Below are 14159 nucleotides of genomic sequence, written 5' to 3'. Positions count from 1 at the left end.
TCCGTCGTCGGCAGCGTCAGATGTGTATAAGAGACAGACCCAGGCCCTCGGCCCGCGCGGCCGGGACCCCGCGTCGGGCGCACACCGCCGGCGCGAGGCGGCTGGCGGTGAGGCTCACCACGGCGAGCGCCACGCCGGCGGACGTCGGCAGCAGCGCGGCCAGGGCGGCGGCGTCGAGCCCGAGCACGAGGACGAGCGCCGCGGCCCCGGCCGGTCCGGTGTCGCCGCGGCGCATCACCTCGAGCGACCGGGCCGGCTCGTGTCCGGACGTCAGGCCGTCGGCGAGGTCGGCGAGGCCGTCGAGGTGGAAGGCCCGCGACCCGAGCGCCACGACCACCAGGGCCAGCACGGCCGCCACCGCGGGCGGCAGCGCGCCGAGGACCACCAGGACGCCGAGGACCACCCACACGAGGGCGAAGCCGAGCGTGCTGACGGGGGCGAGCAGCATCGCCAGGCCGAGCTCCCGGGGACCGACGGCATCCGGCGGCGCGACGCGCAGGGCGGTGAAGGTGCCGACGCAGAGGCGCCAGGCGTCACGCATCGAGAGTCCGTGGACGGGCTGACGACGGCACGACGAGGCCCTGCGAGAGGTCGAGGACGCGTCCGGCCACGACGAGGTGCACGCGCGCCGCCACGGCGGACACCGCGGCGTTGAGCCGGCCCAGCTCGTCCTGGAAGAGGCGACCGGAGGCCGTCGTCGGCACGAGCGACCACCCCACCTCGTTCGTCACGACGACGACGGGGACGGTTGCGGCGCAGAGGGAATCGATCAAGGTTGCGCCCTGCAGACGGACGGCGGACGCTGCGACGGCGAGGTCGTCCCAGCCCACCGCGTCGACGACGCTCGTGAGCCACGTGCCGAGGCAGTCGACGAGCACCGGTCCGCGGGCGGCACGCAGGACGCCCGCGACGTCGGAGGTCTCCACCGTGCGCCACGAGGCCGGCCGCTGGGCGCGATGCGCCTCGACGCGGGTGCGCCACTCGTCGTCGTCGGCCGCCGGAGCAGGCCCGGTCGCGACGTACGTGACGTCGCTCTCGGCGGACAGCAGGTCCTCGGCGTGGCGGCTCTTGCCGCTGCGCACGGGCCCGGTGACGAGGGTCGTGCTCGCCGCGCGGGCGGTCACGTCGGGTCCTCGGCAGGCTCGGCCCGCGGCGCGAACCGCACCGGGGCGTCGAAGGCCGCTCGTCGTGCGGCGCGCCGGAAGACCCGCAGCAGCGCCGGCCCGGCCAGCACGACGAGGACGGCGTTGAGCAGGCCGCGCGGCAGGTCCCAGGCGAGCGAGGTGGAGACGTAGAAGACGGCGTAGTGGGTGAGGTTGTCCGGCAGCGGGGCGCCGGGCACGAAACCCATGCCCGTGGGCGCGCCGGGCCCGAGGAACGGCCAGAACCACAGGTTCATGACGGCGCCGTACCCGAGGCCCGTGACGAGGGCGTACGCGGCGAGGACCCACCGCTCGGCGCGGCGCCCGTCCCCGACGGGCAGCAGGCCGGCACCGAGACCGATGGCGCCCGAGCACACCATCTGGAACGGCAGCCAGGGACCCACCCCGCCGGTGAGCAGGGCTCCCGTCGTCACGGCGAGGGACCCGGAGACGAAGCCCACGCCGGGGCCGAGCACGCGGCCGGCGACGACGACGACGAAGAACATCGGCTCGAGCCCCGCCGTCCCGGCGCTGAGCAGGCGCAGTGCCCCGCCGGCGGCGGCCGCGACGCCGAGCACCGCGACGGTCTTGGCGTCGAGCCGCCCGGCGGTCACCTCGGCGAGGCACACGACGGCGAGCAGACCCAGGAGCAGGGCGAAGAACCACGGCGCGTCGTTGCCGTGGTCGGCCGCCACCTGACCGGGTGCGAAGAACGGCCACGTGAAGGCGGCGAACCCGACGAGCCCCACGGCGACGACCGCGAGGACGGCCGGCCAGCGCAGCGGGATGACCCGGCGTGAGGCGGGCGGCAGCGTCCGGACGGCGCGGGGTGCGGGTGCCGGCGCGCTCATGCCGATCGCCCGAGGGCGCGGGCCACCTCGGCCACCGTGAGCCACGTCTGCGGGTGCAGCACCTTGGTCACCTGCGGGGCGAAGGCGGGGGAGGAGGCGAGGACCTCGCGCGTGGGGCCGTCGGTCACGACCTCTCCGTCGGCCAGGATGACGACGCGGTCGGCGACCTCGGCCGCGAGCTCGACGTCGTGGGTCGCCACGATGACCGTCGTGCCGGCCGCGGCCAGCTCGGCGAGGAGGCCGCACAGACGCTGCTTGGCGCCGTAGTCGAGCCCGCGCGTCGGCTCGTCGAGGAGGAGGACCTCCGGGGTGCCGGCGAGGATGACGGCCAGGGCCAGCTCGAGCCGCTGCCCCTCGGACAGGTCACGCGGGTGGGTCGTGGGGTCGATGCCCTCGCCGATGCGGGAGAGCACGGCTGCCGCGGTGCCGGCGGGCACACCGAAGTCGGCGTCGGCCGCGGAGCACTCCGCGGCGACCGAGTCGGCGTAGAGCAGCAGCTCGGGCTGCTGCGGCACGAGCCCGACGACGCCGACCCGTTCGCGAGCGGCCAGGGTGTGCGGGTCCGCCGTGGCGGAGCCGGCACGGACTCGCCCGCCCGCGAGCCGGTGCTGTGCTGCCACCGCGCCGAGCAGCGTCGACTTGCCGGCGCCGTTGCGCCCCATGAGGGCCGTGACCGAGCCACGCGCCACCTCGAGGTCGACACCGTCGAGGACGACGCGTCCGGCCCGACGCACGGTCACCCGGTCGAGCGACAGCGCAGTGCCTGCGGGCCAGGGGCCGCCGGGTCGGCCGGGCCGGGACGGCGGCGTGCGCGGGCGGAGGGTCTCCCGCAGCGAGGCGGCACGGCGTCTGGCGTCGCGGATCGACAGGGGCGTGGGGCTCCACCCGGCGAGCCGGGACAGCCCCACGACGGGCGGGAAGACGCGCGACAGGCTCATCGCCTCGGCCGGTTCGAGCAGCTCGGACACGTGGCCGTCCTCGACGAGCACGACCCGGTCGGCGTGGTGCACGACGCGTTCGAGGCGGTGCTCGGCGAGCACGACGGTGACCCCGAGGTCGTGCACGATGCGGTGCAGCGAGGCCAGGACCTCTTCTGCGGCAACGGGATCCAGCGCCGAGGTGGGTTCGTCCAGCACGAGCACCCGCGGACCGGCGGCGAAGAGGGCCGCGATGGCCACCCGCTGCTGCTGCCCGCCGGAGAGGGTGCCCAGGGCGCGCGCCCGCAGCGGGGTGAGCCCGAACAGGTCGAGCGTCTCCTCGACGCGGCGGCGGATCGCCGTCGGGTCCAGGCCCATCGTCTCCATGCCGTAGGCGACCTCGTCCTCGACGACGTCGGTGACGAAGGTCGACGACGGGTTCTGCTCGACGAGCCCCACGACGGTGGCGAGGTCGCGCGGCCGGTGTGCCGCGGTGTCGAGGCCGTCGACGACGACCCGGCCGGACAGGGTGCCGCCGCTGAAGTGCGGGACGAGGCCGTTGACGGTGCGCAGCAGCGTCGACTTGCCGCTGCCGGTGGGCCCGACGACGAGGACGAGCTCCCCCTCGGGCACCTCGAGCGTGACGTCCACGAGGCTCGGGGCGTCGGCGCCCGCGTAGGTGACGCTGACCCGGTCGAAGGCGATCACGGTGCAGCCTCCCGCGGCCGTGGCGTGAGCCAGGCGGGCAGGGCCGCCACGAGCACCGCGACCACGGTGAGCAGCGGCACCGCGGGCAGCTCGACGCGCTGGGGCGGCGTGACGCCGTCCCAGCCGCGCACGCCGGCCACGACGAGGACGACCGCAGGAGCGCTGCCGAGGACGACGGTCAGGGACTCCGGCCACTCCCACCGGTCACGTCGGTGGCCGGACCGGCCGTCACGCGAGGCGCCCACGACGAGGCTGCTCGCCGCGAGGACGGCCCCGGCGACGAGCAGGGGCAGGCCGAGGGTGCCGCCGGCCGACGCGTCGAGCAGGCCGTAGAGGCCGCCGATGACGCCGAGGAGACCGAGCAGCGCGAGGCCGCTCGCGAGGCGGCGGGTGCCGGCGCTGCTGCGCACGGCGCGGCCGTAGCCACGGGACTCCATCGACGCGGCCAGCGCGAGCGAGCGCTCGAAGGCCGTCTCGAGGACGGGAACGGCGAGGCGGGCCGTCTCGCGGATGCCGTGCCCCTCGCGCCCTCGCAGGGTGCGCGCGGAGCGCACCGTGCGCGCGTCGGCGAGCAGCTGCGGCGCGAAGGTCAGCCCGACGACGACGGCCGTGCCGACGTCGTAGAGCGTCGCCGGCAGGTAGCGCAGGAGCCGCCGCGGTGACGCGAGGGCGTTGGCGGCGCCGAGGCAGGCGAGCACGGCCGCGAGGCGCAGCGCGTCGTAGAGGCTGAACAGGAGGGGCTCGAGCGCGACCGGCCCGCCGAGACGGATCCCGGAGAGCCAGTCCGGGAGCGGAACGCGTGGAAGCGTCACGAGGACGGTCTCGCCGTGGACGCCGTTGCCGAGGAGCGCGGTCACGAGGACCCGGAGGAGGACGACGGCCAGACCGATCGCGAGGAACCCGGCGAGCGGGTTGGGCGTGGCCGGGTCACGTCGCTCGGTGACGACGAGGACGCAGACGGCGACGACGAGCAGCAGCACGGCGGGGTTCGTCGTGCGGGACGCCGCCGTGGCGAGGCCCAGGCCCCACAGCCACCAGGCCGCGGGGTGCAGGAGCCGCGCGCGCAGCCGCATCGCCGTCGGGTCACCCCGCTCAGCCGTCGACGCCGGTGCGGCGCCGCGAGCGGACGAGCAGGTAGCCGATGAGGGCGAGCACGACGAGGGCGACGACGACCCAGGCCACGGTCGTGCCGGTGCTCGACGACGCGGGCCGGGCCGTGGCGTCGACCGGGGCGCTGGCCGCGGCGGTGGTGGCACTCGTCGACGCGGCCGGCGTGGCGACTGTCACCGGGGTGTCGGCGGCCTTGGCGGCGGCGCTGACCTGCTTGACCTCACCGCCGCAGCCGGTGGCGGGGTAGCCGGCGACCGCGCAGACGAGGCCCTTCTCGGTGCGCAGCTCGCCCGCCTTGGCGAGCACGTCGGTGCTCGTGGCGGCAGTGGGGACGACGGCGCAGACGGCCTTCGGGGCAGGCGGGGTGGCGCCGTCCTCGGCGTCGGCCGGTCGGCCGAAGTCCACGACGAGCCCGACGCGCTTGGATCCGGACACCGCGGGTGTGGAGCCGCAGATCGCGTCGAAGCCGAGCACGGCCCGCGGGAAGCGCGTCGCGCTCTCGTCGCCGACGGCGAAGCGCCAGCCGTCGACGCTGCCGTCGGCAGGGGTGGTCTGGTCCGGGCCCTTCCGGGCGAACGACCACGCGCCGTCGGTCAGCTGGTAGAAGCCCCAGAAGCGGTATGCGGCGGCCTGCGCGGGGCCGGTGGTGAGGACGGCGACGGCGGCGGCGACGAGTGCGGCGAGCAGCACCCGCAGGGGGGTGCGACGAACGGTGGACACGGTTTCCTCCTCGCGGTCGGACACCGTCCCGAGCCCCCCGCGGAGCCGTCGTCGGTGACTCCGGTCCGCATTCCACGACAGACTGACACAGAGCCGGACGGGCGCGGGTTTTCCGGCTGTCGCCGCGGCGCCTGGTCGGGCGGGGCTGCGGGTCACGGTTGCGGGTCAGCGCCGGAGTCGCACCGGCTTGCCCCGTCGTCCATCGGATACGCGAACCGTGGCACGCGCGGTGGCCGCCCGTCAAACGAGCCGGCGCACCGCGCGACCGGGGTGCGTCTAGGGTGACGGACATGAGCGGAGACTGGTCCTGGCTGTACCTCGACGCGCACGGCGAGCCGATGTCGGGGGAGGGCCTGGCCACGACCGGCTTCCCGACCCAGAGCGACGCCGAGAACTACCTCGGCGAGACGTGGCGCGACCTGCTCGCCCACGGCGTCGAGTCGGTGACGCTGCGCGAGGCCGACTCGGTCGTCTACGGCCCGATGAGCCTCCGGGCCGCGGAGTGAGCCTGGCCGCCGAGGCCCCCGACACCCTGTCGGCGGGCCTGGCCCGCGACCTGCTCGGACGCGTCGTCACCGCGCAGCGCGCCTGGCGCTCGCCCGGGGTGAGCGCGGGCGTCGTGCGCGACGGTGCTCTGGTGTGGTCCGGCCACGTGGGGTCCGCCGAGCTCGGCCCCGCCTCCCGCCCGGCCGACGACGACACCCAGTACCTCATCGGGTCCGTGACCAAGACGTTCACGGCGCTCGTCGTCATGGCGCTGCGCGACGACGGTCTGCTCAGCCTCGACGACGAGCTCGGCGGGTACCTGCCGGGCACCCGTCACGCCCGGGTGCCCTTGCGCCAGATGCTCGCCCACGCGTCCGGCCTGCAGCGCGAACCGGTCGGGAACATCTGGGAGTCGCTCGCCGCGCCCGAGCGCGCGGCATTCCTCGCCGGTGTCGAGGACGCCGAGCAGGTGCTACCGGCGCACCACGCCTTCCACTACTCCAACCTCGCCTACGGCCTGCTCGGCCACGTCGTCGAGACGGTGACCGGTCGCGACTGGGAGGACGTCGTCCGTGAGCGGGTTCTCGAGCCGCTCGGGATGTCCCGGACGGGCCTGACGCCGGCGTCCGACCGGGCGCACGGCTACCAGGTCGACCCCTACCGCGGCACCACCACCGAGGAGCCGCTCTTCACGCTCAACGCGACGGCGCCGCTCGGCGGGCTGTGGTCGACCGTGTCCGACCTGGCGCGCTACGCCGCCTACGTCGCCGCCCCGGACGGCCGCGTCGTGGCTCCCGAGACGGTCGAGGAGATGTGCCGGCCGCTCATCATGACCGACGTCGACGGCTGGTCCGGCGCGTACGGGCTCGGGTTCGGCATGGGCCGGCGCGGTGACCGCGTCTACGTCGGGCACGGCGGCGCGATGCCCGGCTTCCTCACCGGACTGCGCATCCGGCGCCGCGACGGCGTCGGCGCGGTCGTGTTCGCCAACTGCACGTCGAACGCCCTCACCCTCGCGCTCGCGACCGACCTCGTCGACGCCGTCCTGGACGCGGAGCCGACGCTCGCGCCGGCGTGGGTCCCCGAGGAGCCGCGACCCGAGCTCGAGGAGCTCCTCGGCCTGTGGTGGTCCGAGGGCGCGCCGATCACGTTCTTCGTCCGGGAGGGCCGGCTGTGGTCGCGCCTGTCCGAGGACGAGCCGCTGTCCGAGACACGGTTCGAGGCCGACGGGGTGGACCGGTTCCGCGCGGCTGCGGGTCGCGAACGCGGCGAGGTGCTCGACGTGGTCCGCGGCGCCGACGGTTCGGTCGAGAAGCTGTACTTCGCGACGTACGCCGTCACCCGCGAGCCGCTCGCGTTCGCCGAGCTGCAGGACTGAGGCCCGCACGCAGCAGACCCCCGGACGCCGTGTGGTGTCCGGGGGCCCGGCAGGTGACGGGTGGGCGGCTCAGCGCGGCTGCTCGCCGCGCGCGACCTGCGCCTTGGGCATCCGCGTGCGACGCATCTGGAAGGCGCGCATGATCGCGTACCAGGCATCGCCCTTCTCGGCCCCGCCGAACTTGGCCTCGACCTTCTTGCGGGTGCGGCGCCACATGAGGACGGCGTCGACGACGGCCACGAGGATGAGGCCGTAGACGAGGACGAACACGGCCATCAGCGCCCACCCCGCCCGCACGAAGCTGAGCAGCAGGACGAGCAGCATGACCGGCAGCATGAACTCGCCGATGTTCCAGCGGGCGTCGACCGAGTCCCGGATGAACCGACGGCGCGGGCCCTTGTCGCGGGCCGGCAGGTACTTCTCGTTGCCCGCCAGCATGCCCGCGCGCTGCGTGGCCATCGCCTCGCGGCGGGCGGTGCGGTCCTGCTTGGAGGCGGCCTTGCGGTCGGTGACGATGAGTGGACGCTTGTTCAGGGCCTCCTGGTCACGGCGCTTGGGCGTCGGCCGGTTCTTGGCGCCGGGTCGCGCCTCGGAGTCCTGCAGCGCGGTGGAGGAGGAGGCGAGCTCCTCGTTGAGGGTCTTCTTGCGTCCGAACACGGGCCCACTCTAGGCGAGGTCGGGCGCGGGACAGGAATCGCGCGCTCCGCGGCCGGCGCTGCCGTCACAGGCGTCGCTTGCGTAGGGGCACGAAGCGGTACAGCCCGTGCTCGCTCGTCGTCAGGGCGCCGTCGGCCAGCTCGACGAGGACCATCGTCCCGGCGACGGGGACGACCATGCGTCCCGGGTCGGCGAGCTGGTCGACGAGGGCCTGCGGCAGCGAGGTGGCCTCCGCGGAGACGAGGATGCGGTCGTAGGGCCCACGCTCCGGTGCGCCGAGGACGTCGGGCTCGGCGAGGTCGATCGAGGCCCACGGGGCATCGCACCGGGCGAGGTTGTCCGCGCCCCAGGCCGCGAGGTCCGGCTCGAGCTCGACGCCGACCACGACGCCGGCGGGCCCGACGAGGTGGGCGAGCAGGGCCGTCGTCCAGCCCGAGCCGGCGCCGACGTCGAGGACGCGCTGGCCCGGACGCACGTCGAGCAGGCGCAGCATGTCGGCGACCGTCCGCGGCTGCGAGTTCGTCTGCCCGTGGCCGATGAGGATGGGGCCGTCGTGGCCGGCCCGCCAGCGCGCCGCGCGCGGCAGGAACCCGGCCCGCGGGACGGCCTCGAGGGCCCGGTCCACCGGATCCATCCCTCGAGTCTTCCACGGCACGGCGCAGGCGTCCCGAGCGCGGATGGCCCGGGTCAGGCGGGTCCCGCGACGACGTGCAGGAGGGTGCCGAGGGACCGGTAGGGGTCGGTCCGTCCGAGCCTCTCCTCGACGTCGAGCAGGGTCGCGAGCGTCTCGGCGTCCGGTGTCGGCTCGTCGACCGGCACCGTGTCGGAGGCGACCCGGACGCCGTACCAGGCGCGCACGGTGAGCCCGTTGGCCTCGCAGTCGGCGGTCAGGGACTCCAAGGTGTCGGCGCGGGCGTCGACACCGATCTCGTTGCGGTAGCGGGCGTCACGGCCCTGCGCTCGCGCGGCCTCGAGCTCCTCGAGCATCGCTGCCGCGCCGTCCCAGTCGCTACGGGCAGCCGGCCGCCAGGCCATCGCCGCGCCGTTGCGCGCGACGAGCGAGACGACCCCGCCGGGAGCCGTCCGGCGCGCGAGGGCGGCCACCGCCGAGCGGCTCTCGGGCAGGTACATGAGCACGCCGTGGCACAGGACGACGTCGTAGGCGGTGGGACGCGTCACGCTGGCGAGCGACGCCAGGTCGCCGGCGAGGAGCGTGACCCGGTCCCGCTGCGAGGGCTCCAGCGAGGCGGCGGCCTGCTCGAAGGCCGCGCGCATGCGGGCGTCGGGTTCGACGGCCGTCACGGTGTGCCCGAGGCGAGCAAGGCGCAGGGACTGCGTGCCCTGCCCGGCGCCCACGTCGAGCACCCTGAGCGGGCCGCGGGGAAGATGGGCCCCGAGCTGGCGCGCGACGAGCTCCTGGCGCACGACGTTGCGCAGGTTGCCGAGCCGGCGCAGCCACGGGTCCTGGCCCGGCGTGAAGGCGTTGGTTGCCACGGCGACGAAACTAGCCGAACCTCACGGACGCCCACGGGGCTGCCGGGGGAGTGGGGTGCGACCCGTCGGTAGGGTCGGGCTGTGACCGACGACGTGCTCTCCCAGGACCAGATCAGCGCCATCCGCGACCGGGTCGCCGAGCTCATGCCGCAGGTGCGGGCCGACCTCGAGGACCTCGTGCGCATTCCGAGCGTCTCCGCGACGAGCTTCGACCAGGCCAACGTGGCGCGCAGCGCCGAGGCCGTGGCCGAGCTGCTGCGCCGGGAGGGCCTCGACGTCGAGGTGGTCGTCGAGGGCGGGCGCCCCGCCGTCATCGGCCACCTCGCGGGACCCGAGGGCGCCCCGACCGTGACGCTCTACGCGCACCACGACGTGCAGCCGCCCGGTGACGACGCCGACTGGCACAGCCCGCCGTTCGAGCCGACCGAGCGCGACGGTCGCCTCTACGGCCGTGGCGCCGCCGACGACAAGGCCGGCGTCATGGCCCACGTCGCCGCGTTGCGGGCCCACGCCGGCAACCTGCCGGTGGGCGTGACGGTCTTCGTGGAGGGCGAGGAGGAGTTCGGCTCGGCCTCGCTGCCGGCGATCCTCGAGAAGCACGGCCACCGCCTCGCCGCCGACGCGATCGTCATCGCCGACTCGGGCAACTGGGCCATCGGCGAGCCGGCGCTGACGACGACGCTGCGGGGTGGTGTCCGGGCGGTGGTCCGGGTCGAGACCCTCGACCACTCGGTCCACTCCGGCATGTTCGGCGGTGCCGCCCCGGACGCCGTCACGGCGATGGTCCGCCTGCTCGCGACGCTCCACGACGACGACGGCAGCGTCGCCGTCCGCGGCCTCGACGAGGGCACCGCAGCCGACATCGACTACGACGAGGCGCGGTTCCGCGAGGAGTCCGGGCTGCTCGACGGCGTCTCGCTCATCGGCACCGGCTCGATCCTGACCCGCCTGTGGAACAAGCCCTCGATCACGACGATCGGCATGGACGTCACGTCGGTCGACAAGGCGTCCAACACGCTCGCGGCCCACGCCGCCGCCAAGGTCTCGATGCGGCTGGCTCCCACGCAGGACCCGGCCGCGGCGTTCGAGCTGCTCAAGGCCCACCTGCTCGAGCACGCGCCGTGGGGTGCGCGAGTCACCGTGGACCTCGAGGAGCACGGCTGGGGTTTCGCGGCCGATGCCGAGGGGCCGGTCTACGACCAGGCGCGCGCCGCCTTCAAGGACGCGTGGGGCGTCGACGCCGTCGACATGGGGGTGGGTGGCTCGATCCCGTTCATCTCCGACTTCGCCGCCCGCTTCCCCGACGCCGCCATCCTCGTGACGGGCGTCGAGGACCCCGACACCCGGGCGCACGGCGCGAACGAGTCGCTCCACCTCGCGGAGTTCGCCCGCGTCTGCCAGGCGGAGGCGCTCCTGCTCGCCCGCCTCGGCGCCATGCCGCGCTGACGCGTCAAGAGCGTTTGCCGCGGCCCCGGTAGATGCCCTCGTGCAGCTCGAGGGCGTAGGCCCCGGCGCCGGGCATGCCGAGGTCGTGGGCGACCGCGACCTCGGCATCGATGTCGTAGGGCACGCGGACGAACTGGATCGAGAACGGCTGCGGCGCAAGGGAGTTCGTGACGCCCTCGAGGATGCAGTACGGGGCGCTCGGGTCGTCGAGGTGGTTGCCGACGGCTCCGACGTTGAAGAGCTGCAGGCCCTCGTCGGCCTCGAGGTAGGTGCCGTGGATGTCGCCGTAGCCGACGACGTCGGGTGTCGCGCCCCGCTCCCACACGTGCCCCGGGACCGGGGCACGGAACTCACCGGTGAAGTCGGTGTTCGTGAACATGCCGCGGAACTCGTCCTGCGTGTGCGCCCGGCGGACGCGGACGAACTCGCTGGTCTGCGAGGCGTGGAAGAGGCGGACCCGCTTGCCGCTCATGACGAGGTCGTGGGCGTTGGGCAGGCCGGCGAGCCACGCGGCGTCGTCGTCGGTGATCTCGTCACGCGTCCACTGGCCGGCCTCGAACCGCGGCACGGTGCCGCGTCCGACGTGGCCCTCCCAGTCGCCGATGAGCGAGTCCCAGTTGCCCCGGACGGTCACCTCGCACGCCTCGCGCGAGAGCTTGACCGCCTCGGACCCGCGCGGTCCCTTGCCGACGACGTCGCCGAGGTTGACGACGCGCACGATGCCGCGGGCCTCGATGTCCGCGAGGACCGCCTCGAGGGCGGTCACGTTCCCGTGGACGTCGGAGATGACGGCGATGCGGTCGGGCGCCGGCCGCACCGGCTCAGTCCTTGTGGGTCTTGCCGGGCAGGGCGAGCATCCGGTCGAGTGCGGCGCGGGCCTGCGCGGCAACGGCGGGGTCGACGCGGATGGGGTTGACCACGCGACCCTCGACGAGGGACTCGAGGGCCCAGACGAGGTGCGGCAGGTCGATGCGGTTCATCGTCGAGCAGTAGCAGACGTTCTTCTCCAGGAAGGCGATCCGCTGGTTCGGGAACTGCCGGGCCAGACGCCGGACGAGGTTGAGCTCGGTGCCGACCACCCAGGAGGTGCCGTCCGGCGCCGCGGCGATGGTCTGGATGATCTTCTCCGTGGAGCCCACCTCGTCGGCGAGCTCGACGACCTCGTAGCGGCACTCGGGGTGGACGACGACCTTGACGTCGGGGATCTCGCGGCGCGCGGCCTCGACGGCCTCGACGGAGAAGCGGCCGTGCACCGAGCAGTGCCCGCGCCACAGGATCATCCGGGCGTCCTCGAGCTGCTCGTGGGTCAGGCCGCCGTTCGGGCGGTGCGGGTCCCAGACGACGCAGTCCTCGAGCGAGAGGCCGAGCTCGCGCACGGCGGTGTTGCGGCCGAGGTGCTGGTCGGGCAGGAAGAGCACCTTCCCCCTGCCGTGCACCCCGCCGACCTCGTCGAAGGCCCAGTCGAGCGCCGTGCGGGCGTTCGAGGAGGTGCAGATGGTGCCGCCGTGCCGCCCGGTGAACGCCTTGATCGCGGCCGAGGAGTTCATGTACGTGACCGGGATCGTCCGCTCGGCGACGCCGGCCGCAGCGAGCTGCTCCCAGCAGTCCTCGACCTGGGCGATCGCGGCCATGTCGGCCATCGAGCACCCGGCGGCGAGGTCGGGCAGGATCACCGTCTGGTCCTCACTCGTGAGGATGTCGGCCGACTCGGCCATGAAGTGCACGCCGCAGAAGACGATGTACGGCGCGTCGGGACGGGCGGCGGCGTCGCGCGCCAGCTTGAAGGAGTCACCCGTGACGTCGGCGAACTCGATGACCTCGTCGCGCTGGTAGTGGTGGCCGAGGACGAACACCGAGTCGCCGAGTGCGGCCTTCGCGGCCCGCGCCCGCTGCACGAGCCCCGGGTCGGAGGGGGCCGGCAGGTCGCCGGGGCACTCGACCCCGCGCTCGGTGTGCAGGTCGGTGCCCCGGCCGAGCACGAGGAGGGGCAGCGGGGCGGGTGCCGTCGTCATGCCCAGATCGTATGCCGCCGCGGGCGTGCCCCACGCCACCGCCCGACGTCCGGCCGCAGGCGGCGGCACGGGGGGAGACGTGCCCTTGACTTCAAGTGAGCTTGATGTCTGACGCTGGGGACGTCGACGACCCACGTCGACGACGACACCAGGAGGGACCGATGCCCACCGCACTCGTCACCGGCGCCACCCGAGGTCTCGGCCGCGCGCTCGCCGCGGCCCTCGCCCGCCGAGGCTGGACGCTCGTCCTCACCGCACGCACCACGGACGACCTGGACCGCACCGTCACCGAGGTCTCCGAGCTCACCGCGCTCGCCGGACCGGCCGGGCCCGGACGCCCGAGCACGCCGACCGTCGGTGTCGCGGGCGACGTCGCCGACGCCGTCCACCGCCGCGAGGTCGTCCAAGCCGTGCGCGCCGCAGCCGGTGGAGCCGGTCTGGACCTGCTCGTGGCCAACGCCAGCACGCTCGGGCCACTGCCGATGCGTCACCTCCGGGACGTGACCGTCGACGAGCTCGCCGCCGTCCTGGCCGTCAACGTCCTCGCGCCGCACGAGCTGGTCCGCTCCCTCCTGCCCGACCTCGAGCAGGCCGGTGGCGCGTTCGTGAGCCTGTCCTCGGACGCCGCCGTGGGCCACTACGAGACGTGGGGTCCCTACGGCGCCTCGAAGGCGGCGCTCGACCACCTGACCCTCACCCTCGGCGAGGAGGAGCCGGGCGTCCGTGCGTGGGCCCTCGACCCGGGTGACATGCGCACCACGATGCACCAGGACGCGTTCCCCGGCGAGGACATCGGCGACCGCCCGCTCCCGGAGGAGGTGGCGGTGCCCGCCGTCCTGGCCCTGCTCGAGACGCGTCCACCGAGCGGCCGGCTCGTCGCTGCGGAGATCCTCGCCGCTCGCGGCTCGCAAACGGCGGTGTCGCGGTGACGACGCTGCTGCGCCACGCCCCCTCGACGCGGTTCCGCGCGACGGGCGACCTGACGGCGTCGTCACCGCCCGAGGAGCGCGCCGGCTCGCGGGACGCCGTGCGGCTCCTCGTCGCGCAGGACACGGCCGACGGCCCACGGGTGACCCACACCCGCTTCGACCGGATCGCCGAGCACCTGCGACCCGGTGACGTCCTCGTCGTCAACACGTCGGCGACCTCCGCCCGTGAGGTCGACGCCGTCCTCGACGGCCGCGGGCCCGTGGTCCTGCACCTGTCTCTTATACACATCTGACGCTGCCGACGACGGA

General features: G+C 74.6%; 16 protein-coding genes. 5 read left to right on the top strand and 11 right to left on the bottom strand.

All coding sequences use genetic code 11. The annotated features are described in order from the left end of the window. Nucleotides 1-16: 16 nt before the first annotated feature. From ACR9ZK_RS16695 to ACR9ZK_RS16670, 6 genes are read right to left on the bottom strand one after another with little or no spacing between them, the layout of a single operon-like run. A complete protein-coding gene (locus ACR9ZK_RS16695) occupies nucleotides 17-541 on the bottom strand; it encodes an adenosylcobinamide-GDP ribazoletransferase (RefSeq protein WP_481343074.1) in 525 nt (174 codons plus the stop codon). Next, entirely contained in the window at nucleotides 534-1124 is a 591-nt protein-coding gene (locus ACR9ZK_RS16690; protein ID WP_481343073.1) for a bifunctional adenosylcobinamide kinase/adenosylcobinamide-phosphate guanylyltransferase, read from the bottom strand. Before ACR9ZK_RS16690 ends, ACR9ZK_RS16695 begins: the two co-directional genes overlap by 8 nt. Continuing rightward, complete coding sequence (locus ACR9ZK_RS16685) at nucleotides 1121-1993, bottom strand: ECF transporter S component (RefSeq protein WP_481343072.1); 873 nt, start codon at nucleotides 1991-1993, stop codon at nucleotides 1121-1123. The genes ACR9ZK_RS16690 and ACR9ZK_RS16685 overlap by 4 nt, the downstream gene beginning before the upstream one ends. Beyond that, entirely contained in the window at nucleotides 1990-3618 is a 1629-nt protein-coding gene (locus ACR9ZK_RS16680) for an ABC transporter ATP-binding protein (RefSeq protein ID WP_481343071.1), read from the bottom strand. The genes ACR9ZK_RS16685 and ACR9ZK_RS16680 overlap by 4 nt, the downstream gene beginning before the upstream one ends. Next, on the bottom strand, nucleotides 3615-4691 hold the full coding sequence (locus ACR9ZK_RS16675) for an energy-coupling factor transporter transmembrane component T (RefSeq protein ID WP_481343070.1): 1077 nt from the start codon (nucleotides 4689-4691) through the stop codon (nucleotides 3615-3617). The genes ACR9ZK_RS16680 and ACR9ZK_RS16675 overlap by 4 nt, the downstream gene beginning before the upstream one ends. A gap of 19 nt (nucleotides 4692-4710) precedes the next feature. Further along, nucleotides 4711-5448, bottom strand: a complete 738-nt coding sequence (locus ACR9ZK_RS16670; protein WP_481343069.1) for an SCO2322 family protein — start codon at nucleotides 5446-5448, stop codon at nucleotides 4711-4713. 290 nt (nucleotides 5449-5738) lie between these two features. Here ACR9ZK_RS16670 and ACR9ZK_RS16665 point away from each other — a divergent pair, with 290 nt between their 5' ends. Together ACR9ZK_RS16665 and ACR9ZK_RS16660 are read left to right on the top strand one after the other, a co-directional pair. Continuing rightward, the gene (locus ACR9ZK_RS16665; protein ID WP_481343068.1) at nucleotides 5739-5954 is read left to right on the top strand and encodes a hypothetical protein; all 216 of its coding nucleotides are present in this window, start codon (nucleotides 5739-5741) and stop codon (nucleotides 5952-5954) included. Beyond that, nucleotides 5951-7312: a serine hydrolase domain-containing protein gene (locus tag ACR9ZK_RS16660; protein ID WP_481343067.1), complete on the top strand. Its 1362-nt coding sequence runs from the start codon at nucleotides 5951-5953 to the stop codon at nucleotides 7310-7312. The genes ACR9ZK_RS16665 and ACR9ZK_RS16660 overlap by 4 nt, the downstream gene beginning before the upstream one ends. Nucleotides 7313-7381: 69 nt before the next feature. On the opposite strand, the gene ACR9ZK_RS16655 is transcribed toward ACR9ZK_RS16660, so the two are convergent. The 3 genes from ACR9ZK_RS16655 to ACR9ZK_RS16645 form a co-directional block, all read right to left on the bottom strand. After that, nucleotides 7382-7969, bottom strand: a complete 588-nt coding sequence (locus tag ACR9ZK_RS16655; protein ID WP_481343066.1) for a DUF3043 domain-containing protein — start codon at nucleotides 7967-7969, stop codon at nucleotides 7382-7384. Nucleotides 7970-8033: 64 nt separating this feature from the next. Then, nucleotides 8034-8603: a protein-L-isoaspartate O-methyltransferase family protein gene (locus ACR9ZK_RS16650; RefSeq protein ID WP_481343065.1), complete on the bottom strand. Its 570-nt coding sequence runs from the start codon at nucleotides 8601-8603 to the stop codon at nucleotides 8034-8036. Nucleotides 8604-8656: 53 nt separating this feature from the next. After that, a complete protein-coding gene (locus tag ACR9ZK_RS16645; RefSeq protein WP_481343064.1) occupies nucleotides 8657-9463 on the bottom strand; it encodes a class I SAM-dependent methyltransferase in 807 nt (268 codons plus the stop codon). 81 nt (nucleotides 9464-9544) lie between these two features. Between ACR9ZK_RS16645 and ACR9ZK_RS16640 the strand changes: the two genes are divergently transcribed. Beyond that, nucleotides 9545-10909 carry a M20/M25/M40 family metallo-hydrolase gene (locus ACR9ZK_RS16640; RefSeq protein WP_481343063.1) on the top strand — a complete coding sequence of 455 codons (1365 nt, stop codon included), beginning with the start codon at nucleotides 9545-9547 and terminating at the stop codon, nucleotides 10907-10909. 4 nt (nucleotides 10910-10913) lie between these two features. Here ACR9ZK_RS16640 and ACR9ZK_RS16635 read toward each other — a convergent pair whose 3' ends face one another. Then, complete coding sequence (locus ACR9ZK_RS16635) at nucleotides 10914-11726, bottom strand: metallophosphoesterase family protein (protein ID WP_481343062.1); 813 nt, start codon at nucleotides 11724-11726, stop codon at nucleotides 10914-10916. A gap of 4 nt (nucleotides 11727-11730) precedes the next feature. Then, entirely contained in the window at nucleotides 11731-12921 is a 1191-nt protein-coding gene (gene nadA, locus ACR9ZK_RS16630; protein ID WP_481343061.1) for a quinolinate synthase NadA, read from the bottom strand. 161 nt (nucleotides 12922-13082) lie between these two features. On the opposite strand from nadA, the gene ACR9ZK_RS16625 reads away from it, so the two are divergent. Together ACR9ZK_RS16625 and ACR9ZK_RS16620 are read left to right on the top strand one after the other, a co-directional pair. Continuing rightward, complete coding sequence (locus ACR9ZK_RS16625; protein ID WP_481343060.1) at nucleotides 13083-13850, top strand: SDR family NAD(P)-dependent oxidoreductase; 768 nt, start codon at nucleotides 13083-13085, stop codon at nucleotides 13848-13850. Beyond that, nucleotides 13847-14143, top strand: coding sequence for an S-adenosylmethionine:tRNA ribosyltransferase-isomerase (locus tag ACR9ZK_RS16620; RefSeq protein ID WP_481343059.1), 297 nt, complete (start codon nucleotides 13847-13849; stop codon nucleotides 14141-14143). Before ACR9ZK_RS16625 ends, ACR9ZK_RS16620 begins: the two co-directional genes overlap by 4 nt. The last annotated feature ends 16 nt before the right edge of the window (nucleotides 14144-14159 follow it).

Source organism: Monashia sp. HAY1-5C (assembly GCF_056755255.1).
The sequence above is the reverse complement of the archived record's forward strand: the minus strand, read 5'-3'. Positions and strand labels throughout refer to the sequence as shown.

Coding starts and splice junctions, on each gene's coding strand:
- ACR9ZK_RS16650 (WP_481343065.1), bottom strand. CDS start 8,603: ATGGATCCGGTGGACCGGGCCCTCGAGGCCGTCCCGCGGGCCGGGTTC.
- ACR9ZK_RS16695 (WP_481343074.1), bottom strand. CDS start 541: ATGCGTGACGCCTGGCGCCTCTGCGTCGGCACCTTCACCGCCCTGCGC.
- ACR9ZK_RS16685 (WP_481343072.1), bottom strand. CDS start 1,993: ATGAGCGCGCCGGCACCCGCACCCCGCGCCGTCCGGACGCTGCCGCCC.
- ACR9ZK_RS16625 (WP_481343060.1), top strand. CDS start 13,083: ATGCCCACCGCACTCGTCACCGGCGCCACCCGAGGTCTCGGCCGCGCG.
- nadA (WP_481343061.1), bottom strand. CDS start 12,921: ATGACGACGGCACCCGCCCCGCTGCCCCTCCTCGTGCTCGGCCGGGGC.
- ACR9ZK_RS16675 (WP_481343070.1), bottom strand. CDS start 4,691: ATGCGGCTGCGCGCGCGGCTCCTGCACCCCGCGGCCTGGTGGCTGTGG.
- ACR9ZK_RS16665 (WP_481343068.1), top strand. CDS start 5,739: ATGAGCGGAGACTGGTCCTGGCTGTACCTCGACGCGCACGGCGAGCCG.